The sequence below is a fragment of the Peribacillus aracenensis genome (assembly GCF_025175645.1).
GTDB lineage: Bacteria > Bacillota > Bacilli > Bacillales > DSM-1321 > Peribacillus > Peribacillus aracenensis.
On record NZ_JANZMJ010000015.1, the window covers coordinates 1 to 22,202 of the forward strand.

Below are 22,202 nucleotides of genomic sequence, written 5' to 3' on the forward strand. Positions count from 1 at the left end.
TGATAATAATTATCAATCTCAATGGAATGGAAGGGGAGTTATCATTTTGAGGAAAGTATTATTTTTATTCGTTGCAGTTCTTTTAATTGTAACTGGATGCTCACAAACAAATGAGTCATCTTCAAGTACCTCAAAATCCGAATCGGATGGTAAGAAAATTGTGAAAATCGGGTGGCAAAACAGTGGGTTTCCATCACCGTTTACATTTGACACAAATGGTCCGAGTGGATTTTTACGTAACTCATTTTTATTTGATACGTTAACTTGGAAAGATGATACTGGGGTTATTCCTTGGTTAGCATCATCTTGGAAAGTATCAGAAGATAATTTGGAATATACATTCACATTAGAAAAAGATGTAACATTCCATGATGGAGAATCATTAACAGCGGATGATGTTGTTTTCTCCTATAACTATTTTAAAGAAAATACTTTTCAATGGAATGCAGATATGACAAAAGTCGCTTCAGCAGAAAAAGTTTCTGACTATGAAGTGAAAATTACTCTTGCGGAGCCGTATGTTCCGTTCATTTCTGAAATTGCCGGTAAGTTACCGATCATTCCAGAACATATCTGGTCAAAAGTTGAACAACCATTAGAGTATCAAGAGGATGAAGCTTTAATTGGCTCAGGTCCATTTACACTTGATAGCTATGATTCAGCAACAGGCAATTATAAATTTGCGAAAAACGAAGACTACTTTAAAGGTGACGTGACAGTGGATGAAGTTCAATATTTAGCAACTGAAAACCGTATGTTATCTTTACAAAACAAAGAAATCGATGGCGGTATGACATTTAACTATACGGAAGTTCAACAGCTTGAAAAATTAGGCTATGACGTTCTGAAAAGCGAACCTACTGGCAGCGCCGTTCGTATCGTATTCAACTTAGAAAACGAACAATTACGTGATAAAAATCTTCGTCAAGCGATTGCTTATGCATTAAATCGTGCTTCGATCGCAGAAAAATTAACTGGTAACCCGGAAGTAATGGTTGGCAGTGCAGGTGTTATCCCGCCAGATTCAACTTGGTATAAAAAAGACGTGAAACAATATGATTACAATGTTAAACAAGCAAATGCCATTCTGGATAAGCTCGGATACGAGAAAAATGATGCAGGCATTCGTGAAGATTTAGATTTAAGCGTACTAGTTTCTTCAACTTCTCAAGAAGCTGAATTAATGAAATCAATGCTTGCTGATGTTGGGATTGAACTTGATATTCAAACAGTCGACTCAGCAACATTCTCAACGGCCATGGCTGAAGGGAACTATGATATGACAATTACAGGGCATATTGGTTTAAGCGGTGACCCGGACTTCTTACGTTTATGGTTTAGCGGTCAAGCCAGTAACTCTCTAGCTGGTAAAGGTGTATTCGATAACGAAGAGTTCCAAGAGCTTGCAAGTCTTCAATTAAAACAAGGAAATGAAGCAGAGCGTAAAGCAACAGTTGATGAAATGCAAGATATTTTAGCAGAAGAATTACCAACACTTGTGTTATACCACCGTCCATTCTACTACGTGTATGATTCAAGCGTATTTGCTGGCTGGTTCAATACCTATGGCGGTATTGCGGATGGTATTCCATTAACTGATAACAAAGCAGTATTCGTGGATTACAAATGATTAAAAAAATATTGACGCTATACGGATCAGTATTTGTCATATTATTATTACTCAATTTCTTTCTCCCTCGACTTATGCCGGGGGGGCCGATTGAGTATTTGGATGGCCAGGATAGTGGGCCGATGCTAACCGAAGCGCAAAAGGCTTCCATGATTGAATACTACAACCTCGATGCTTCATTAGGTGATCAATTTATCGATTATCTAGTAGGACTCCTGCATTTAGATTTCGGCTATTCGTTTTCTTATAGGGAGCCAGTTACTGATATAGTATTAAATCATTTACCGTACACATTATGGATTGTAGGGATTTCAACAAGTCTTTCATTAATCATCGGAATACTTTTTGGTTTATGGTCAGGCTGGTTCCATTTTAAACGTGGTGATCGGCGCTTTATGCTAACTATGATGGCAGTCGGGGCATTGCCTGAATTTTTAATGGGGATGATTTTATTATTAGTATTTGCTGTTTATTTGGGTTTTCTGCCCATGAGCGGTGCAAGTGAACCATTTTTAAGCCCGGATTCATGGTGGATGGTCATTGCCGACTACGCTCAGCATGCTGCCCTACCGATTATCACATTAACGATTGTAAGTATTTCAAGTACATACCTATTAGTAAGAAATGAAACGATTCAAGTAATTTCTTCACCATTTATTGAGTTTGCGAAAATGAAGGGTATTAAACGAAACCGCTTAGTGTATCGCCATATTTTAAAAAATGCATTGCTGCCGATCTTTACATTAATGATGATTCGTATAGGTACACTATTTACTGGCGCTATTTTTGTAGAAACGTTGTTTTCTTACCCCGGGATAGGAAAGCTGTTAAAAGAGGCAGTGTTATCAAGGGACTATCCGTTAATGCATGGACTGTTTTTTGTATTTTCAGCAATCATACTGTTTTTCAATGCTTTAGCAGATTTCCTATACCCGAAGCTAGATCCGCGTGTTAAGGGAGGAAGCAAAAATGAATAAGGTCTATAAGCTGCCCATTATAGTAATTGGTATGTTATTTATAGTAGCTTTTATTATTCCATTTTTTGTTCCGTATGATCCCTTTTCATATGATGCCGCTTCCTTTTTAAGCCCATCCGCCAATCACTGGCTAGGAACAAATAGATTAGGACAGGATATTTTAAGTCAATTAATCTACGGGACACGCACTAGCATTTTAATTGGGTTATGCATTGCTGCCTGCTCGACAGTTTTAGTTGTAGTACTAGGTTTATTGGCAGGGTATTTTCCTATATTGGATAAGGTCATTAATGGCGTTGCGAACGTTTTGTTAGTACTGCCTAATTTACTATTGATCTTAATCATCATGTCGTTCACTGGTGGTGGAATGGCACAGCTTGTCATTATACTAAGCTTGCTGTCATGGCCTTCGTATATGCGCATAGTGCGTTCGGCTGTCTTTACATTGAAGGAACGGGAATTTGTGAAAGCTTCCCAATTGTTCGGCGGTAATTCCTTATATATTTTACGTGCACACATATTGCCACACTTACGGCCGATAGTGAAGACGAAATTTATATTAACATGTAAGTCAGCGATATTGACGGAAGCGGGCCTGGCATTTTTAGGACTGGGTGATCCGAATTTTATTTCATGGGGAAGCATGTTAAATGAAGCATTTTCACAGCCATCCATATTCTTGAATTCAAGCTGGACTTGGATTGTTATCCCTCCAGTGCTATTCCTTACTATTTTAACGATGAGCTTAGCGTTTTTACTTGAGGAAAAAACGAAGAAACCGTCAAAACTGAAAAAGGTAACAATTGATACGATTCAGAATGGGACAGATGATTTGGCCGCCTATCATGTCAATATTGCCTTTGAGAAGAAAAAGGTTGTATCGGATGTTTCGTTCCAAATTAAAAGCGGGGAAATTGTGAGCTTGATTGGTCCGTCAGGTTCAGGCAAGACGACTTTAGCTCGGGCGATGTACGGATTATTACCAACTGATGCATGGTCAGGGGATATCCAATATGACGGACATTCTGTTAGGAATCCACAATTTGCCAATGATTGTTATTGGAAAACGTGTGCCTATATTTTTCAAGATGCCCGTTCAGCATTTAACCCATTATTAAAACTGAAGGATCAGTTTTTGGAAATTGGGATAACGATGGAGCAGTCAGTTGCAGCTGTGGAAGAAGTATCGCTGTCTAAAACTATTTTAGAAAAGTATCCGCATGAATGTTCGGGCGGAATGCTGAGTCGGGCGCTAATTGCATTAGCTTTCGCCAATAAGCCGAATTTTATTATTGCGGATGAATGTACGAGTGCACTTGATCCGATTTTAAAGAAAGAAATAGTTCTTTTGCTTGAGGAAAAAGTGAAAGCGTACAATATTAGCCTATTATTTATAACGCATGATATGGACGTAGCCTATGCCATTTCAGATCGTACGCTATCAATCGTTGATGGGCATGTGGAAGAGGAGGTATTATTCAATGCTCGAGGTTCGCAATTTATGTAAAAAGTTCGGAAATAATGTTGTGCTAGAAGATGTGAATTTTTGTGTAGGAAGAGAAGAATTTATTTGTTTACTTGGTGAGTCTGGTTCTGGCAAGTCTACGATTGCTGAGCTTTTAATTGGAATAAATGAACCGTGTCAAGGCGAGATGTGCTGGGCAGGAGACTCGATTAACTTCACACAATATGTGTATCAAAATCCAGACCGCTCCTTCAACCCATTTTGGTCAATGGAACAAAGCTTAATGGAGCCGCTTTTACTACAAAAGTATTCAAAGAAATCAGCGTTAAAGAAAATTACTTCGATGATGAACAATGCAGAATTGCCACTTGAGCTTCTAAAAAATAAGCCAAGCCAATGCTCTGGCGGACAAAAGCAGCGTATGGCCATCATTCGCGCATTACTATGTAACCCGCGCCTATTAATTGCCGATGAAATAACATCTGCGTTAGATCCACAAACAGAAAGAACGATCATTGAATTGCTAAAAAAATTTCAAAGCTCTTACCATATGAGTGTTTTATACATTACGCATCGTATTCAAGCTATTGAAGATGTAGCAGACCGAGTTTTAGTGTTGGAGAAGGGAACCATTGTTGAAAGTGGAACGGCTGTAGAGGTATTAAAAAATCCTCAGCACCCTTACACAAAAAATCTTCTGGAAGCTTGTCTGTATTTTGAAAAAAGAAAAAAAACGATAGTTTAGGAGGAAGAATGAATGAGTCAACTAAACATTTTGGAATTGAACCCGTCTCATGCATTTAGCGTAAAAGAACCAGCGGATAACTCATTGAACACGACCGTGATCGATGAATATGAGTTAGAGACGACAGATTTATCTCCGTATAACGTTTTATATATTACGGAATTTGTTGATCAAGAATACTTATTAAATCACAAAGAGGTCATCTCTGAATTCTTGAATAATGGGAAAGTAGTTGTTTTTTGTGGGCACTTATTCCGCGGTTGGCTACCAGGCTGTTCATTAATGATGCCAACGAAAATCAATAGTTATAAAGATTATTACGTACAACCAGTTCCTGGTGCACCGCTATTTGAGGGTGTGGAAGTGGAAGATATGGTATATAACAAAGGCGTTGCAGGATTCTTTGCTCGCGGTTATTACCGAGCCCCAAAAGACGCGGAGGTTTGTTTAACGTTTACAGATGGAAAGGTCATTACGTACATTGATCGTCATACAACAAAAGGTACGGTCATTGTTCACTCCGGACGTAGTCTATTAGGTTATAAGAGCGATAGGAAAACAACAGGTAAAATTAGAACTCAAATGTTGGCACTACTTGAGCAAGAAGTTGCACAGGAGGAAGTATAATGAGAAAAATTGCAGTTATTTATAGTGGGCATGCACCACACTATCGTACATTCCACGAGCCGAAATATGCGCAATTTATCGACAAACTGATTTACTTTCCTGAGTTTGCCGAGGCAGATTTATCACCGTATGATGTACTGATTGTGCCATCACAGTTAAACTCGAACTTATTACTTCAAAATGCGAAAAAAATTCGTGACTTTGCTGATGAAGGGAAAACGGTAATAGCCTTTGGACCACAGCCTTGGGAATGGCTCCCGAACCAGAATTGGGAGGAGCGCCCAACGAATTTCTGGTGGTGGATTGAAGAAAATGCAGATAGTGGATTACGTGTTCAAAATGCAGAACAACCATTCTTTGAATACATAACGCTTGAAGATTGCACATGGCATCAACACGGTGTATTTTGGCCGCCAGCTCATGCAACGACACTTGTTTCAACAATAGATGGTGGGTCCGTGTTATACATCGATGAGCAATCAACAAAAGGTACTTGGATCATTACAACATTGGACCCGGACTATCACTTTGGATCATATTTCATGCCAGCGACAGAACGCTTTTTAGATGGAATGTTCCAATGGATCAGTAAAGGGGATATTACAAAGAAAATTCTGGAGCATTGTTAGAACGTATATAAAACTACTTACTAATCAATAGGATTAAATAACATAATTAGGAGACAAAATTAATGAGAACAATTAAAATCTATGATCGTGATGATCTAATCGAGATTTCTTTCGACGACATTAAAAAATACCATGGCTACGCAGCATATATGGCACTAGGCGTAGGTTTCCGTGTGGTTGAAGCGGCATTTGAAGCATTATACGGCGATGAAATTCCAAACCGCAAAGATATTACGATTCTTTCCGGTCATGGTGGCCCAGGATTCCGTGATGTATTTGAATTTGTCACACGTGCAAAAACTCGCGGGGTATATACTGTTGATGTAAACTATCCAAACGCACAATATGACCCATACCGCCCAACAGGTTATGCCTATGTATTCACAAAAGAAAATGGCGAATCAGTAGAAGTGTTATTAAAAGAAGACTTCTTACCGCCAATTTTCTATGATTACTTGAAAAAAGGCCGTGAAAATGACTTCACTCCCGAAGAGTATGAAGATAATGAACGTTTAAAACAAGAGCTTGGTAATCGTGCATACGACATGCCAGTTGAAGATTTACTAATCATCAATAGCTTAAAATAGTATTTTAAAAGTCAGCAAATTACACGATACCTTAAAATCAAAAGGCAAGCGAATTTTATGAATTCGCTTGTTTTTTCTTTGCCTTTTACACCAACAATACGAGCTTTACTCCATGCCCAGGAGCTGATCAGCAGCTCTTTTTTTTGAAAATGGTAATTGGAATGACTCGAACAATAAACCGCCACCAGAAAGTGGAGGTTTATTATTGAATCGAGGAAATTACTGTTCTTTTAAGCTGGTTACAGTAACACTTTGTTTTTTATTTGGATCATCAAGGGGATGGATTGTAGCTATTCCATTTTGTTCATCCACATGCTCAATGTAGATACTTTCCTCATTATAGGTTACATTAACCATATTTGGTGAAGAAGCAATTTCTTCTGCTCGTTGTGCGTCCATTTTAGCCACCTCCTTAGAATTTGCAACATGTATAATATTTGTTCCGAATTACTTAGATATACTTGTTGTAATTAAAATTCTTCCAACAATCCCTTACACACTTATTTAACAAACTGGTGCATCAGCTGAAGGTCGAGTTATATTTAAGGAAGCTTATAATCATTTAGACTAACGTGGCAAGCTAGTTCAAAAGATTAAAATCTGTTGTTTGGTTAAATTACAGAAAATTAAAAAAGTTCGGGAGGGCGATGTAAAAATGAATAGTAAAGGATTTTCGATTTCTACTAATAAAAAGTATTTGGATGTAAATTTAATACATGATTTTTTGAATCAAGAAGCTTACTGGTCAAAGGGAATACCTAAGGAAACAGTAATGAAGTCAATTGAAAATACGACCTTATGTTTTGGGGTTTATAAGGGTGAAATAGGTAATGAAGGTAGTGAACAAGTTGGATTTGCAAGGGTCATAACAGATTTAGTAACACATGCATACCTTTGCGATGTGTTTATATTACCTGACTATCGTAAATTAGGATTATCAAAATGGTTAATGGATGTCATCACCAACCATTCCGAACTGGAGGGGGTCCGCAGGTTTATGTTAGCTACTAATGATGCACATTCATTATATAAAAAATACGGTTTTAATCAGATCGATAATCCAGAGCTATTTATGCAAAAAGTCCGTAAATCTCCATTTTAACAATAAGCTTATTTTCATTAACGGGTGTGAAAGGACCCTGCATAATCGTGCACAGAATGTCGGATGATTCGTTTCAATTCCTGCTATTCTTTTGATATAAGGAGGTCATTGAATGGATTTGCTGAAAAATATGAATGGAGCCATTAAATTCATTGAGGAAAATCTTACGAATGAAATTGACTTTAAAGAAGTTTCAAGAATAGCTTATTGCTCGGAATATCATTTTAAAAGGATGTTTTCCTTCCTTGCAGGTATCCCACTATCCGAATATATCCGCCGAAGACGACTTACACTTGCAGCGTTTGAGCTAAAGGATAACAACATAAAGGTCATAGATATAGCGATAAAGTACGGATATAGCTCACCTGACTCTTTTGCAAGAGCGTTTCAACATTTGCATGGTATCACACCATCAGAAGCGAGAAGTAATGGCCATTCTCTTAAAGCCTATCCACCGATGTCCTTCCAATTATCCATTAAAGGAGGCAGTGAAATGAACTATCGAATGGAAGAAAAAGAGGCATTTCACATTATTGGAATTAAAAAAAGAGTTCCAATCATTTTTAACGGGGTTAATCCAGAAATTGCATCTATGTGGAAAAGTTTAGACGAGAAAACGATAAATGAACTTAAAAACCTATCGAATGTCGAGCCATTAGGGCTGCTTAGTGCATCTGCGAATTTTTCCGAAGGCCGGTTGGAGGAAAAAGGGGAGCTTGATCATTATATCGGCGCAGCGACAACGAGGGAATGTCCAGATAACTTAACACAGCTTGAAGTTGATGCATCTACATGGGCAGTTTTCGAAGCGGTAGGTCCCTTTCCTGAAACACTGCAAAATGTATGGGGACGTATTTATTCCGAATGGTTTCCATCCTCAAACTTTGAACAAAGGGAAGGACCGGAAATCCTTTGGAATGAAAATAAAGATATGACCTCACCAACATTTAGAAGTGAAATATGGATCCCCGTTTTGAAAAAGTGAGGCTGGGCGAAAGATTTATTCGAAAAGCTGTCTTAAGGCAGCTTTTTTGTATGTAACAAGCATGGCAGGATAATGGATAAGGGCTAGGTATCATTTGCTAAAACGAGCAATAATGATGGGTAGAAAGTGATTATATAAGGAGAGTGGGAAATGCCTGTTATTGAATATCAACTATTTATTAAAGCACCAGTTGACTTATGTTTTGACCTAAATAGGAGCGTGGATATCCATACCAAAACGACAGCGAAAACAAAGGAAGTTGCTGTTGATGGTGTGACAGAAGGGCTATTAGAGGAGGGTGATACTGTAACATGGGAAGCCATTCACTTTGGTATTAAACAAAGGCTGAAAGCCCAAGTGACATTAATGGAAAAGCCAAATAAGTTTGTGGATATTATGGTGAAGGGAGCATTCCATTCCTTCGTGCACACACATCAGTTCATAGAAGAATCAGGCGGAACTATAATGATGGATAGATTTCAATATGAATCACCGTTCGGTCCAATTGGAGTTTTAGCTGATAAGTTGTTTTTAGAGAGGTATATGAGAGAATTTATCATTTCTCGTGCAAAGGCACTGAAAAAGATTGCCGAGAATATGCACTAATCTTGTCTAATGAAAAGGTGCTTTAACTATCAGGAGGCTACTGTCTTTTTTTGCAGAAGAGATAAGTGCTTTTAATTTACGACGATATTATTGATATACAAATGGACTAAGTAAACCTTCTGGCGGGAAAACAGATGGCTGGGGGGATGATTGATTAAATAGCTGTTCTTGTTATGAAATTACTGGTTATTAATGAACGAACGGGTGCTTTAGCTGAAGTTCGGAGCTGTCTTTATCACCGGCACCCTGAACGTTAGCAAATGGCTCGGCTCAGCGGTACAACCGTGTAAGGCCCGCGGATACAACCGACCTTTAATTATAATTATGGTCAAATCTTTTGTAGCGATTTGATCTTTTTATTTGTTTTTATAAGAATAACATAAATAGAACAAATGTTCCAGTATAAAAGTGTAAAATTATTACTTTTTAGTAAAACCACTCTGGTAAAGGGTTTTGTTGATTCTCTTGAAGACTAAAGGGCAGGATAGTTGAAATAGAGTGGTCATTCTAAGAAAAATAGAATGAGTATGCGTACTTGTGAGGTTGATAAACTTATCTTTTCGAAACTAAAAAAAGTACGTTGATAATTACGGTATCAAAGTACTTTCCATTTAACAAACTACCAATTACCACAACAGTCCTCATCGCAGCGTTTCTTCTTCCAACAATCGTGGTGATGGTCCTCATCGCAGCATTTTTTCTTTTTACAACAACACTCGTGATGTTCATTATCGCAGTGATTTTTCTTACACCAATCATGGTGATGGTTCTTATCGCAGCATTCTTTCTTACACCAATCATGGTGATGGTTCTTATCGCAGCATTCTTTCTTACACCAGTCGTGGTGATGGTCCTCATCGCAGTGTTTTTTCTTTTTACAACAATCGTGATGCTCATTATGGCAGCGTTTTTCCTTTTTACAACAATCATGATGCTCATTATCGCAGCATTTTTTCTTACACCAATCATGGTGATGGTCCTCATCGCAGTGATTTTTCTTTTTACACCACTCGTGATGTTCATTATGGCAGCATTTTTTCTTTTTACACCACTCGTGATGTTCATTATCGCAGCATTCTTCCTTACACCAATCGTGGTGATGTTCATTATCGCAGTGATTTTTCTTAGAACAATCCTCGTGATAACACATAGAAATGTCACTCCTTTCTATCCTATAAAATAAATAAAGGCAAAGCCTTCTCTATTTAGAGAGGGCTTTGCTAGTCAAGATTAAAAACTACTCAACGCTGTCATTTATGGAGCAGGAAGAGTATTAGTCGTTGGAGTAGTTGTAGTTTCACAACGACGTTCATTTACGTCGCAAATACCACCATGTGAATCCAAGATAACTTGTCGTGTAACTGTAATTGTAGTGCGTAGTACAATCTTGACTAAAATAGCGTTGGTAGTAACAAGTCCCGTGGTGCCGATGACTGGAACGCCTGGTTGAGCAAAGATCCCTTCTACTACTAATGGGGGTTCTACTACCATATCCTCAGGGCAGGCACCTGGGAAATCTGTATGCTCCTGGAATGGTAAACTCGTTGAAAGTGTGGCTGTTAAAACAGGAGTGGTTGTTCCTGGTGCCGTATATGTTACCGTAATTGCTACAGGAATAAGCCCGATGTTTACGACTTTGTCCCTAATGATCGACGTGTTACGTGTAACGCCAGCTAGATTCGGTACAACTGCTACTGAAACAATAGTGGATCCTGCTGGAATTGCTGGAGTAAACGCTGTAAAAGGAAGTGTTGCTTCTGCAACCTTTTGTACCGATTTTGAGCCTACAACGGAATTAACTAGGACACAGTCGCTGTTTAATGGTGCAGCAAGTTGGCGAGTTGGAGCTTTAAAATTGCAATTGCAAGCAGACTCGTCGTGAGACTTACAAACCTTACATGGCTTTTTAAATTTTGAATGACGATCAAATCTTGAATCATTCCCAAAACCCCAGTCGCTGTCGGAACATGCAGAACCCCAGTTGCTGTGCATAGGATTATTCATACCGAAATTTCCCACAAAATCACAATCCTTTCTTGTAACACTTTTTTTTCGAAAATGAAATGGAGTGTAGTATCGAACCGTACTAAAACACTCCAAATGTATTTTCGTAGTAGTTACAAAATATAGTATTAATAAATTAAGGCGATTGCTTGGACAAGTTACTTATATTTCCGGACAAACTGTAAATATTTATAGGTTTATAATGTAGCATAAGAGGGAGTATGGAACGCGGTAAAGAATTGGATGAAACCAAAAGGGAGGCAAAAAGATAAACATTGAAAAATAGTGCCTACTAAAATACTGGTAAACGCAAAAAGGACTTCTTTGCTCGATCTTTCGAAAAGTGAACAAAGAAGTCCTAAACTCTTTTTAAGGAGACAAAACGAGGTTCGTTTCCGTTATCATCGTTTAAATCTATGAGGGTTATAGAGGGAACTTCAACCATTACCTTTTAATGATGTTTAAAAATAGGCGTGTGCAAAGTTTATTTTACCGTTTTTCTAATCCGGCTGGGGTTGGTCAAGGGGTTAAAATACTCCTTTTTGTCTTCAGAGACTTGATTCATAATCACGGATCAAATCTTTTTCAGCGATTTGAAAAGAACGGATGTTTCAAATTTGAATGTGAAATTATTACTTTTTTTTAGAATCAGCTCTGCTATATTGTTGTTTCTCTTGAAGAACTAAATGGCCAGGGGAGCAAGACAGTCGTAGTGTTATCGAATTACGCTAGAAATATATGCTATAATTATCCAAAAAAGGAGAAATTTATTTTGACCACGTTAATTATCTCAGTATATATAATCATTACACTTGTATCGCTTTTTACTTTTGCTGGGCCTTATTCTCCATTGGTGGGACTTGCAGTTGGAATACCTATACATATTCTAATATTGCTTACACAAATATATAAAGAACTGAAAGTGATATCTAAACAATTTATGTCGTTCAATAAGGAGGCATAGAAAGGAGAACCGTATGACTCAGTACATTTATATAGCTTCACCAATGTGATTGCCAAAAGGTTCGTTCGGGTCAAACCCATTGTCTCCAGGTCAACCTAATGTCTTTAAAAATGACATACTCAAATCACATCCCTTTAAGACTTGAATTTAAAGGAACAGCGGAAGAAGTAGAATATTTAACAATCTTATATTCTTATTTAGATGAAGCCCTTAATGCTAGTGGTGCAATATGGTAAAGAGGATTCTGCACTTTCTAAGAAACGAAACATTCGCTGGATGGACATTAAAAACCCTTATGACCTAGTCATGGAAGATCGTGAGTTTTGGGAAATTATCTTTTAGAATGAAATGTGCTTTCCTTCAATAGTGGAGTTTGATCTGCGGCCTTTTTCTAATGCAACTAGCGGCGGAGGATAGTTTAAGAAGCTTAGTATATAGTATACAAAAAAAGTTAGGGGCGGAGTTCTTTGGGTTTCAATACCGGTGATATAGTATATCAACTGATTATATTTATTTTGTTGTTTGGTGTCATTTTTGCTGTTTACTTTTTTGTTCGGTCTCATCTTACAAGGTCAAACAAATCCAATAGCATAGAACAAAAACTTGATAGAGTAATTGAGTTGCTTGATAAGGATAGAAGAGATTAATTTCTTTTATCCTTTTCATTTTTTTGCTCCTGCATAGTTTATGTCACTCTATAGTAAGGCTTATAGAATTGAACTGGGCAGGTTGGATGTAGATCAAAGCTTCTTATGAAACTATCGGCGCAAGTTAGAATATACTATAGTGATTTCATCTAGTGCAAAAAAGATTATGGAGCAAATGACAGCAAAGATAAAGAAACCTCCTTGGTCAATAAAGTATGTAGCCAATCCAAAACCAATATGTATTAATCCAGATAACCAGAAACGAATATTGAAATACTTGATTGAGATAAATTCAGCAATGAGTGAGACTGGTAAGCCATAAAAGAAATTTCCAATCAAACTATAAAAAAGAACAACAATAAAATCTCCACCTGAATTCAAGGATGGTTCTTCAAAAATTGAGACTAGATATAAACCAATTGTTAAGGTCAATGATGAGTAGAATGCCACTTTAATTTTTCTTGATTTGTCTTTAAACAGAAGCTTCCTAATCACAGGAAATAAAAACGCAATCGTTATAAAAGCAAGTAAAGTTTTAATTATTATTGGTGTAGTTGAAACAAGCACTATTGTAAACATAACAAGCACGGTGAAAACAAGAATATAAGAATTTCCTTTTATCATAGATACCTCGAACCTTTTACCTTAATTGACAGGCCGTCCGCCATTATAGAGATAGTAGTTAACCCTGTTCCTTCTTCAGCCGAAGCTGGGAACGTCAAGATGGTTCATGGATCGGCGATATTCTTGACCGAGATAATTGGATTCCCGAATGGTTTAGTGGGTTGTTAAAAAGTTTCTGGAGATTTTTGTGTCATTATCCTAATTGGAACATAAGTTGAATTAACCCATTTAATTATTTCCTCCTAAAACGAATAAGGAGATGTTTCTATTGTCAAATTGTGGTCATGAATCAAGTTGTTGTAATGATGGTGTTGGATTTGGTGGCGGCTTCGCTTTTATAGTCGTTTTGTTTATACTCTTAGTCATCGTTGGAGCTGCTTGTTTCGGCGGTTACGGCGGAGGTTACGGCGGCGGGTACGGCGGCGGGTATGGCAGTTACTGCTAAAAGTAGTATATAAAAAGAGCCGACCTTTATTGGTCGGCTTCTTTTATGACTAGTTTATCGCGAAGTTAGCTTAATGATTGAATCGATAATTTCATCCCAATCTTCACTATGAATCTCATGCCCCGATCCATCAAGAGTCACTAATTCTGCATGAGGGATGGCTTTTGCAAGGGCAAGCCCGTGCTCGTATGGCAAGGCTGGATCTTCTGTGCCATGAATAATAAGGACAGGTACGGATATCTCACCCATTCTATCAAAATATTCGTCCCCGCCAGCAAGCAAAGCATGATTGAATCTGCTCGGCAGCTGTTTGGCGCGGTCCGCCTCTCTTTTTGCCAGTTTATACATTCTTTTCTGCTCGTAAGGTTTGGAACCCGCTAAAGTTTTCCATCCATCCGCAAGATAAGCGATGACCGCCTCTCGATTTGACCAATCCATGGAAGCACTCTTCGCATGATGATCCAATATGCTTTGGTCCATTGGAGGCAGTTTTTCCATTACAGTCCCGAACACACTTGATGCAATTAGCGTAAGCGTAGTTACGCGTTCCGGATATCTTAATGCAAGAATCTGACCGATCAAACCGCCTAGGGACATCCCGACGATAGACGCCTGCTCTATGGAATAAGCGTCCAGGACACCCGCGGCATCGTCAGCCATGTCCGTTATTGTATAGTTGGAGGTACCGGGTTCATAACTGATAGATCGTCCGAGATCCCGATGATCGTACCGAATGACAAACCTCCCCGAATCAGCGAGGCGGAGACAGAAGTCATCATCCCACCAATCTAATGAAGACATCGCTCCCATGATCAAAAGCACAGCAGGGTCCTTTGGGTTTCCAAAACTTTCTGTACATATATCCACTTTATTTATTTTCAGTATCTGTTCACTCATGTTTTTTACCTCCGTATTAAATATTATCTAATAGCCGTTTTCCATGGCGCAGATCAATAAATTCTTTCCGGAGCATGATGATTGGCCTGCGCTTTTAATTATCGCAGTCTAACCCACTTAATAATCATGACGAGGCCTCCTTTTATATTTGTAAAATGGGAAATGTCCCTATATTACTGTAACATGTGCGAGGTCTGTGAACCACCAAATTTTCCCACAATCCAAAGAATCCAGAAAACCCCGAATGCAGGGCACCTTTTTTGGTGTCATTTATTCGGGGTTTATCGCAGATGCATTTTTCATTTATTGAGCTGTATATCCGCCATCTAACACGACTGCCTGGCCTGTGATGCCCCGTGCTTTGTCGCTTGCGAGGAAAATGGCGTAGTCGGCAATTTCACTTACATCGAGTAAGCGGTTTTGTGGGACAAGTGGATAGATGACCTCTTCCAAAACGCTTTCTAGCGGTACTTGTCTTGTTTTCGCCAAATCCTCCAATTGACCGCGGACGAGAGGTGTGTCTACGTATCCTGGGCAAAGGGCATTGACGGTAATGCCAAAAGAGGCGCTTTCCAAGGCAGCGACTTTCGTTAATCCGATTACACCGTGTTTGGCACTATTGTACGCTGCTTTGTTGGCAAATCCAATCAGGCCGTTAATGGAAGAGATGTTGATGATTCTGCCGAAGCCTTGTTCTTTCATGATCGGCAAAACGTTCTTGATTGAAATGAATGGCGCGGTCAGCATGATTTTGATCATCAGCTCGAATTTTTCAGTTGGAAACTCCTCAATTGGAGCAACATGCTGAAGGCCTGCGTTATTGATGAAAATATCTATTCGTCCGTATTTGTCTTTAGCTTGTTTGATTAGTTGGATAATATCCTCTTCACTTGTTACGTCCGCTTTTAGGCCGATAACATCCAAGCCTTTGTTCCTCAGGTCTAAAGCAGCTTTTTCAACTGTGTTTTGATCAAGGTCTGACAAAACGACCTTTGCGCCATTTTCAGCGAATATCTTTCCAATCTCAAAACCGATTCCTCTAGCGGATCCGGTAATGATCGCCACTTTATCTTTAACCATATTACATTCCTCCAATAAAAAATGTAATGGTCCAGGTCTGTCATTTTATGTCGTAAATAGGGAATATTTCACAAGGTAAACTCCATTGGAAATATTAAAGGGAAGGTTATAAAAATATGGTTTAGGTTAATGAGTAAGAGTCTATCATGATTTTCAAGATAAAAAAAGAATTTTATTTCCCCCTATCTTTGGCATAAATATTGCATAGATAAAAAGGTGAGTAAATAAAGGTATTTGAAACGGAAAGGGGAAGCTGGATGATTAAAAAAATAACCATTATCGGTTCAGGTGTAATGGGGAGCGGGATCGCTCAGTCTTTTGCAGTTAGCGGGTATCTCGTCACCATTAATGATATAAAGGAAGAGTTGCTACACCATGCCCAAAATCGGATATCTGAGAATCTATCACTGCTCATTGAGGAAGGGACCTTGACTGATCAGGAAAAGCAAGAGGCTTTAGCTAATATTACGTATAGCGTAGATTTGGAAGGGGCTGTAAGGGATGCTGACTTTATCATTGAGGCGATTCCGGAAGTCATTGAGCTGAAGTTGAATCTATATCAGCAAATGGAGGGAATAATCAAACCGGATGCCATTGTTGCTTCAAATACATCGACCTTTCCGATTTCTCAATTGATGGAGAAGGCCTCGTTTGCGGACAGAATGGTCATCACGCATTTCTTTAATCCTGGCCATTTGGTTCCGTTGGTTGAAATTGTTCAGCATGACGAAACAAAGCCTGAAATCGTCAAGACAACCATGGATTTAATGCGTAAAATCGGCAAGTCTCCGATTCTCTTGAAAAAAGAAATAGCAGGATTCATCGCCAATCGTCTCCAGACTGCCTTGATGCGGGAAGCCTTTTATCTATTGAAAGAGGGCGTTGCCGATGCTGAGGATATCGATACGGCGATAACGGCTGGACCAGGTTTTCGGTGGGCATTTACTGGGCCGATCGAGATTGCAGATTTTGGCGGATTGGATACATGGCAGCGTGTTTTTGATAATGTTTCACCGGTATTGGATCAAAGTGAGGAAGCCCCTGATTTGATTCGTGATTTGGTAGCCAAGGGAAAACTTGGGACGAAGTCGGGAGAAGGGATTTTTACGTATGAAGGATCTGCCGTTTCCCAGAAAATCAATGAGAGGGACCGTAATTTTATTAAACTGGGAAAATTAAAAATGGAGAAGGAGGAAGTATTATGAGAGAAGTAGTGATTGTGGGGGCAGCAAGAACACCAGTTGGTTCTTTTGGAGGCAGTCTTGCCAATGTGTCGGCGGTTGACTTGGGAGTTGTGGCCGCCAAGGAAGCGATTAAGCGGGCGAATATCTCGGCTGACATGATCGATGAGGTATTGGTAGGGAATATTCTATCTGCTGGATTAGGGCAAAATGTGGCACGTCAGGTTGCGATCCATGCAGGGATTCCGGAAACAACGCCGGCCATGGCCATAAATAAACTTTGCGGATCTGGCCTCCGGACGGTAATAATGGGAGCGCAATTCATTGCCCTTGGCGATGCTGATGTGATTCTTGCCGGGGGAATTGAAAGCATGAGCAATGCTCCGTATTTACTTCCGAATTATCGTTTTGGACAGAAAATGGGTAATGCCGAAGCAGTCGATTCCATGACATATGACGCCTTGACGGATGTTTTTAATCAATATCATATGGGCGTGACTGCGGAGAATATCGCCGAGCAGTGGGAAATCAGCCGTGAAAAGCAGGACGAATTTGCTTTAAATAGCCAACTGAAGGCTGAAAAGGCACAGCTAGAAGGACGATTTGCAGATGAAATCGTACCTGTTGAATATAAACGCAGAGGAAAGACGATCTTGGTGGACCAAGATGAACACCCGCGTCATGGTCTGACGATCGACCAGCTAGCGAAGCTGCGCCCTGCTTTCAAGGAAAATGGGACGGTTACGGCAGGAAATGCATCCGGAATCAATGATGGGGGTGCGATGTTAGTCCTGATGTCTAAAGAAAAAGCGGACGAGCTGGGACTGGAAGCATTAGCGACAATTAAGTCATATGCAAACGCTGCGCTTGATCCGAAAATCATGGGATACGGTCCTGTGCCTGCGACAAGGAAGGCTTTGGCAAAAGCGGGATTGACAATAGATGATCTTGATTTGATGGAAGTGAATGAAGCCTTTGCGGCACAATCACTCGCCGTGCTTAAAGACCTTGAACTGAATCCGGAGAAAGTGAATGTAAATGGCGGTGCAATAGCTCTGGGTCATCCGGTAGGTGCTTCCGGTGCCCGAATCTTAGTGACTTTATTGTATGAAATGAAGCTTAGGGATGCAAAAACCGGCCTTGCCACATTATGTATCGGTGGCGGACAGGGAACTGCGCTGATTGTGGAACGGTAATGACTTGGCCCCTTTTTCCTATGATATAATGGAGGAAACTTCAGACGGGTTAAGGAGAATGGGAATGGCCAGCGATCATAAAACTATTCAATTCGAATTAGTGAAAGCGATATTGGAAGAATTGCCTTTTGGTGTTTTGGTAACCAAAAACGAAACAGAAATCGTTCTCAGCAATCGCGTATTATCCGAGGCTTTTGCTGAGAATGAATTGGATCTGCAAATAAATTTGATTATTGAAAAAAAACTTGTACCCGCTGTAAATACTCCGATTCGTTTGAATGATCATAATGGGATTGTCAGAAAGGCCATCATTCAAATGGGTGATGAGGAGTATCAGATTTATCTCCTATTATTTACAAATAATAAAAGTGATTTTCTTAACAGCGATAATCATGAAGAACTTCTGTTTAAGGATATTATCGAATTTGCCTATGACGGCTTGGTGATGGTCGATACGGAAGGGTATGTCCAAATGCTGAGCCACGCTTATGCGGATTTTCTTGGCGTCGATCAGGAAAGTTCCATAGGGAAACATGTAACGGAGGTCATTGAAAATACCCGTATGCATGTGGTCGCCAAAACTGGCAAGCAAGAGGTCGCTGAATTACAAAAAATAAAAGATAATTATATAATTGCGACCCGCTCCCCGATAAGGAAGCAAGGTAAATTAATAGGGGCGGTCGGAAAGATTCTGTTTAAGAATGTCGGTCAATTTACCGCTCTTTCCAAACGGATAAATTCACTAGAAGTTGAGCTGAAAAAGTACAAAGGCGATTTTCGCGAGAGGAATAAGGCCTCCTATACGTTTGATCATTTGATGGGGAGAAGTCCTGCTTTCATGGAAGTGAAAGGTCAAGCCAAAATTGCCGCTAAAAGCGACTCGAATGTGTTGATCTTGGGTGAAAGCGGAACAGGTAAGGAGCTGTTTGCCCATTCCATTCATAATGATAGCAGAAGGGCCATGGGTGTATTTGTCAAAGTGAACTGTGCCGCCATCCCGGCAGAGCTGCTGGAGTCAGAGCTATTCGGCTATGAAGAGGGTTCTTTCACTGGTGCAAAAAAAGGCGGCAAAGCAGGTAAGTTCGAAGCGGCTGAAGGCGGAACGATTTTTCTTGATGAAATCGGTGAGCTGCCACTGCATATGCAGGTTAAGCTGCTCCGTGTGTTACAAGAAAAAGAGATCGAGAGGGTCGGTTCGACGGGAAGCATTCCGATTGATGTACGGGTAATCGCTGCAACGAACCGTAATCTGGAGGAAATGGTCTCGAAGGGGGAATTCCGGCTTGATATGTATTACCGGCTGAAGGTCTTGCAAATCCAGGTTCCTTCCTTGAAAGAGCGACCGGAGGACATTGAAATACTGGCAAATCATTTTGTTGAAAAGTACCAGAACCTCATGAAAAAACGCGTAACGGGGATGGGTGAACAAGCTTTACGGCTGCTGCGTCTTTATAAATGGCCGGGTAATATCCGTGAGTTGGAGAATATCATTGAACGCGCAATGAATATTGTGGAAGAAGGGGAAATGATACGTTCCAAGCATCTCCCTAAAGAAATAACAGGGCATAAAGAATCAGTATCGATTCGCACTTTAGCGGAAGTGATGGATGAAACCGAACGGGCTGCAATCGTTTCATGTTTGGAAATGACTTCTGGTAATAAATCAGAAACGGCAAAGAGACTCGGAGTGAGTCGCACGACACTGTATGAAAAAATGAATAAATATGGTTTATGAATGTAGAAATTGTCCTTTTGCGAAGGGTACTTTCTAAATTTTTAAAATAGTAGATTGGATGGAAAGCGAGTGCTTGGAGAGGAAATCAACGATCAAATTAACTATAGACCAACTCGATTTTCATTGAGTATGTCTACAGTCTGAAGTGCCCTTTAGCCCAAGGGCACTTTTTTTTATACTTATTAACCACCTCTTAAGAATTTTTCACGAGCAAATTGTAAGGAAATCCGTACATAAAATAAAAGGAAATATAAACGGTGTAAGAAAAGGCTTACACTTTTTCGAAGTTTATACGTATGTGTACTGAAACCTTGACAGTTTTAAAGGATTTTATTGATAAACAGGGAAATAAAATGTTGGAAAAGGCTTTAAAAGATGTCATTTTTCATTGTGCTTAAGTTGGCACAATAATTGCATAATTACTTTTGTGAATGGCCTATCTGTCATTTTATATTGTGTTTCCACGTAAAATGAAAGGGGATTTCGTAATTCAGCAGATTGCTGAAAGCGTTCTCAATAATTGGAAACCACTTAGGAAGATCTTTCAGCTTGACTTGGGGAAGGCAAGCTTGGATGGCAAAGGCGGAAAAATTGAAAATATGGAATTTAGGAGATTACTAGTTCTGCTTAAGGGCTTCTGAAATTATTTTGGGGCAAGGGGAGAAAAGGGGGAATTGAGTTGGTGATTCAAATTTTAGCCATTGTTGTGGCGCTGGGACTTTTAATCTTTTTAGCCTACCGGGGCTATCCGGTCATTATCATAGCGCCGATCGTTACTTTATTGGCGGTCATTTTATCCGGTGGACATTTGCTGCCGAGTTATACAGAGACATATATGACATTTGCGGCTAACTATATAAAAGCGTTTTTTCCGATATTCTTATTAGGGGCCGTATTTGGAAAAGTCATGGAAATGAGCGGTGCAGCTGCATCCATTGCCAAGACCATCGTAAAATCACTAGGCTCAAAGCAGGCCATTCTTGCCGTGGTGCTGGCGTGTTCGGCGCTGACATACGGCGGGGTTTCATTGTTTGTAGTGGCATTCGCCGTTTATCCATTTGCAGCTGCAATCTTTAAAGAAGCAGACATTCCAAAAAGATTATTGCCAGGAACGATAGCATTAGGCGCTTTCACTTATACGATGGATGCCCTTCCTGGAACACCTCAAATTCAAAATATCATTCCAACGAATTATTTCGGAACGGATACCTATGCAGCCCCCATAATGGGGATTATTGGCGCGATCATGGTATTCACTGGAGGAATGATCTGGTTAGAGCGTCGCCGTAAACAAGCGTTGGCAAATGGCGAAGGCTACGGGGAAGGACATATTAATGAACCAGAAAGTGCAGAACAGCAAAACCTGCCTAACTTTTGGCTGTCCATCGTACCGCTCATCCTTGTCGTAGCGTTTAATTTTGCTTTCAGCCGGAGTGCCATTTCGGTTAAGCACTGGTATGATGCATCGATGTTGAAGGAAACTTTCAACATCGCCGATGTAAGCACAGTCACTTCATCCTGGTCTTTGATTGTTGCATTGACAATCGGTATTATTGCAGCGATGCTTCTGAATGTTGGACGTATCAAGGTCAAATTGGCAACTGGATTAACAGCTGCGGCAATGGGATCCTTGCTTGCCATATTCAATACTGCATCTGAAGTTGGTTTCGGGAATGTGGTGAAAACGCTTCCTGGATTCTCGGTCATTCAAAACTGGGTGTTCGATGCAAGCGGCAATCCACTCGTATCCGAAGCCATCGCCGTCAATGTGCTGGCAGGGATTACCGGATCCGCGTCAGGTGGACTTTCGATTGCGTTAGAAGTAATGGGAGGTCACTATTTGCAGGTGGCCCAAAGTGTCGGAATCACCCCGGAAATGCTTCATCGAATTGCATCCATGGCATCTGGCGGAATGGATACGCTGCCGCATAATGGTGCCGTCATTACCTTGCTTGCCATTACTGGACTGACACATCGTCAATCTTACAAGGATATCTTTGCGATTACGGTTTTGAAAACAGTGACCGTGTTCATCATAGCTTTTGCAACTTCACTGTTTATTTAATAGAATAGTAT

Annotated in this window: 24 protein-coding genes; 18 read left to right on the forward strand and 6 right to left on the reverse strand. The window is 39.9% G+C overall.

Annotation, left to right across the window (positions count from 1 at the left end; genetic code table 11):
- The 7 genes from N0M92_RS15555 to N0M92_RS15585 all read left to right on the forward strand — a co-directional run.
- On the forward strand, positions 1 to 1,630 hold a 1,630-nt coding region (locus tag N0M92_RS15555), incomplete at its 5' end, for an ABC transporter substrate-binding protein (protein WP_311202565.1).
- Positions 1,627 to 2,607 (forward strand): ABC transporter permease, encoded by a 981-nt coding sequence (locus N0M92_RS15560; protein ID WP_260286600.1) that lies wholly within the window; start codon positions 1,627 to 1,629, stop codon positions 2,605 to 2,607. The genes N0M92_RS15555 and N0M92_RS15560, both read left to right, overlap by 4 nt.
- Positions 2,600 to 4,114, forward strand: coding sequence for an ATP-binding cassette domain-containing protein (locus tag N0M92_RS15565; RefSeq protein WP_260286601.1), 1,515 nt, complete (start codon positions 2,600 to 2,602; stop codon positions 4,112 to 4,114). Before N0M92_RS15560 ends, N0M92_RS15565 begins: the two co-directional genes overlap by 8 nt.
- On the forward strand, positions 4,089 to 4,817 hold the full coding sequence (locus N0M92_RS15570; RefSeq protein ID WP_260286602.1) for an ABC transporter ATP-binding protein: 729 nt from the start codon (positions 4,089 to 4,091) through the stop codon (positions 4,815 to 4,817). The genes N0M92_RS15565 and N0M92_RS15570 overlap by 26 nt, the downstream gene beginning before the upstream one ends.
- Positions 4,818 to 4,829: 12 nt before the next feature.
- On the forward strand, positions 4,830 to 5,444 hold the full coding sequence (locus N0M92_RS15575; RefSeq protein ID WP_260286603.1) for a phosphate starvation-inducible protein PhoH: 615 nt from the start codon (positions 4,830 to 4,832) through the stop codon (positions 5,442 to 5,444).
- Positions 5,444 to 6,073: a type 1 glutamine amidotransferase family protein gene (locus N0M92_RS15580; RefSeq protein ID WP_260286604.1), complete on the forward strand. Its 630-nt coding sequence runs from the start codon at positions 5,444 to 5,446 to the stop codon at positions 6,071 to 6,073. Before N0M92_RS15575 ends, N0M92_RS15580 begins: the two co-directional genes overlap by 1 nt.
- Positions 6,074 to 6,135: 62 nt before the next feature.
- Positions 6,136 to 6,660, forward strand: a complete 525-nt coding sequence (locus N0M92_RS15585; RefSeq protein ID WP_260286605.1) for a hypothetical protein — start codon at positions 6,136 to 6,138, stop codon at positions 6,658 to 6,660.
- 219 nt (positions 6,661 to 6,879) lie between these two features.
- Here the strand turns inward: N0M92_RS15585 and N0M92_RS15590 are convergent, their stop codons facing one another.
- Positions 6,880 to 7,059 carry a small acid-soluble spore protein H gene (locus N0M92_RS15590; protein WP_260286606.1) on the reverse strand — a complete coding sequence of 60 codons (180 nt, stop codon included), beginning with the start codon at positions 7,057 to 7,059 and terminating at the stop codon, positions 6,880 to 6,882.
- Between the two features lie 256 nt (positions 7,060 to 7,315).
- Between N0M92_RS15590 and N0M92_RS15595 the strand changes: the two genes are divergently transcribed.
- From N0M92_RS15595 to N0M92_RS15605, 3 genes are all read left to right on the forward strand, one after another.
- On the forward strand, positions 7,316 to 7,762 hold the full coding sequence (locus N0M92_RS15595; RefSeq protein ID WP_260286607.1) for a GNAT family N-acetyltransferase: 447 nt from the start codon (positions 7,316 to 7,318) through the stop codon (positions 7,760 to 7,762).
- Between the two features lie 112 nt (positions 7,763 to 7,874).
- On the forward strand, positions 7,875 to 8,747 hold the full coding sequence (locus N0M92_RS15600; protein ID WP_260286609.1) for an AraC family transcriptional regulator: 873 nt from the start codon (positions 7,875 to 7,877) through the stop codon (positions 8,745 to 8,747).
- Positions 8,748 to 8,897: 150 nt separating this feature from the next.
- Entirely contained in the window at positions 8,898 to 9,353 is a 456-nt protein-coding gene (locus N0M92_RS15605; RefSeq protein WP_260286610.1) for an SRPBCC family protein, read from the forward strand.
- A 552-nt stretch (positions 9,354 to 9,905) separates the two neighbouring features.
- Here N0M92_RS15605 and N0M92_RS15610 read toward each other — a convergent pair.
- Together N0M92_RS15610 and N0M92_RS15615 are read right to left on the reverse strand one after the other, a co-directional pair.
- Positions 9,906 to 10,514: a hypothetical protein gene (locus tag N0M92_RS15610; RefSeq protein ID WP_260286611.1), complete on the reverse strand. Its 609-nt coding sequence runs from the start codon at positions 10,512 to 10,514 to the stop codon at positions 9,906 to 9,908.
- 93 nt (positions 10,515 to 10,607) lie between these two features.
- Entirely contained in the window at positions 10,608 to 11,357 is a 750-nt protein-coding gene (locus tag N0M92_RS15615) for a hypothetical protein (RefSeq protein ID WP_260286612.1), read from the reverse strand.
- A 772-nt stretch (positions 11,358 to 12,129) separates the two neighbouring features.
- Between N0M92_RS15615 and N0M92_RS15620 the strand changes: the two genes are divergently transcribed.
- The 3 genes from N0M92_RS15620 to N0M92_RS15630 all read left to right on the forward strand — a co-directional run bounded on the left by N0M92_RS15620 (position 12,130) and on the right by N0M92_RS15630 (position 12,968).
- Positions 12,130 to 12,321 carry a hypothetical protein gene (locus tag N0M92_RS15620; RefSeq protein WP_260286613.1) on the forward strand — a complete coding sequence of 64 codons (192 nt, stop codon included), beginning with the start codon at positions 12,130 to 12,132 and terminating at the stop codon, positions 12,319 to 12,321.
- 213 nt (positions 12,322 to 12,534) lie between these two features.
- Complete coding sequence (locus N0M92_RS15625; protein ID WP_260286614.1) at positions 12,535 to 12,663, forward strand: hypothetical protein; 129 nt, start codon at positions 12,535 to 12,537, stop codon at positions 12,661 to 12,663.
- Between the two features lie 125 nt (positions 12,664 to 12,788).
- Positions 12,789 to 12,968 carry a DUF4083 domain-containing protein gene (locus N0M92_RS15630; RefSeq protein WP_260286615.1) on the forward strand — a complete coding sequence of 60 codons (180 nt, stop codon included), beginning with the start codon at positions 12,789 to 12,791 and terminating at the stop codon, positions 12,966 to 12,968.
- Positions 12,969 to 13,079: 111 nt separating this feature from the next.
- On the opposite strand, the gene N0M92_RS15635 is transcribed toward N0M92_RS15630, so the two are convergent.
- On the reverse strand, positions 13,080 to 13,592 hold the full coding sequence (locus N0M92_RS15635) for a hypothetical protein (RefSeq protein ID WP_260286616.1): 513 nt from the start codon (positions 13,590 to 13,592) through the stop codon (positions 13,080 to 13,082).
- A 268-nt stretch (positions 13,593 to 13,860) separates the two neighbouring features.
- On the opposite strand from N0M92_RS15635, the gene N0M92_RS15640 reads away from it, so the two are divergent.
- Positions 13,861 to 14,037 (forward strand): YjcZ family sporulation protein, encoded by a 177-nt coding sequence (locus N0M92_RS15640; protein WP_260286617.1) that lies wholly within the window; start codon positions 13,861 to 13,863, stop codon positions 14,035 to 14,037.
- 54 nt (positions 14,038 to 14,091) lie between these two features.
- Here N0M92_RS15640 and N0M92_RS15645 read toward each other — a convergent pair whose 3' ends face one another.
- Together N0M92_RS15645 and N0M92_RS15650 are read right to left on the reverse strand one after the other, a co-directional pair.
- The gene (locus N0M92_RS15645; protein ID WP_260286618.1) at positions 14,092 to 14,934 is read right to left on the reverse strand and encodes an alpha/beta fold hydrolase; all 843 of its coding nucleotides are present in this window, start codon (positions 14,932 to 14,934) and stop codon (positions 14,092 to 14,094) included.
- A gap of 303 nt (positions 14,935 to 15,237) precedes the next feature.
- Positions 15,238 to 16,014 carry a 3-hydroxybutyrate dehydrogenase gene (locus N0M92_RS15650; RefSeq protein WP_260286619.1) on the reverse strand — a complete coding sequence of 259 codons (777 nt, stop codon included), beginning with the start codon at positions 16,012 to 16,014 and terminating at the stop codon, positions 15,238 to 15,240.
- 257 nt (positions 16,015 to 16,271) lie between these two features.
- Here N0M92_RS15650 and N0M92_RS15655 point away from each other — a divergent pair, with 257 nt between their 5' ends.
- The 4 genes from N0M92_RS15655 (at position 16,272) to N0M92_RS15670 (ending at position 22,191) form a co-directional block, all read left to right on the forward strand.
- On the forward strand, positions 16,272 to 17,219 hold the full coding sequence (locus N0M92_RS15655; RefSeq protein ID WP_260286620.1) for a 3-hydroxyacyl-CoA dehydrogenase family protein: 948 nt from the start codon (positions 16,272 to 16,274) through the stop codon (positions 17,217 to 17,219).
- Positions 17,216 to 18,391, forward strand: a complete 1,176-nt coding sequence (locus N0M92_RS15660) for an acetyl-CoA C-acetyltransferase (RefSeq protein WP_260286621.1) — start codon at positions 17,216 to 17,218, stop codon at positions 18,389 to 18,391. Before N0M92_RS15655 ends, N0M92_RS15660 begins: the two co-directional genes overlap by 4 nt.
- Before the next feature lie 64 nt (positions 18,392 to 18,455).
- Complete coding sequence (locus N0M92_RS15665) at positions 18,456 to 20,126, forward strand: sigma-54 interaction domain-containing protein (protein WP_260286622.1); 1,671 nt, start codon at positions 18,456 to 18,458, stop codon at positions 20,124 to 20,126.
- 679 nt (positions 20,127 to 20,805) lie between these two features.
- Positions 20,806 to 22,191, forward strand: coding sequence for a GntP family permease (locus N0M92_RS15670; protein WP_260286623.1), 1,386 nt, complete (start codon positions 20,806 to 20,808; stop codon positions 22,189 to 22,191).
- Positions 22,192 to 22,202 lie beyond the last annotated feature (11 nt).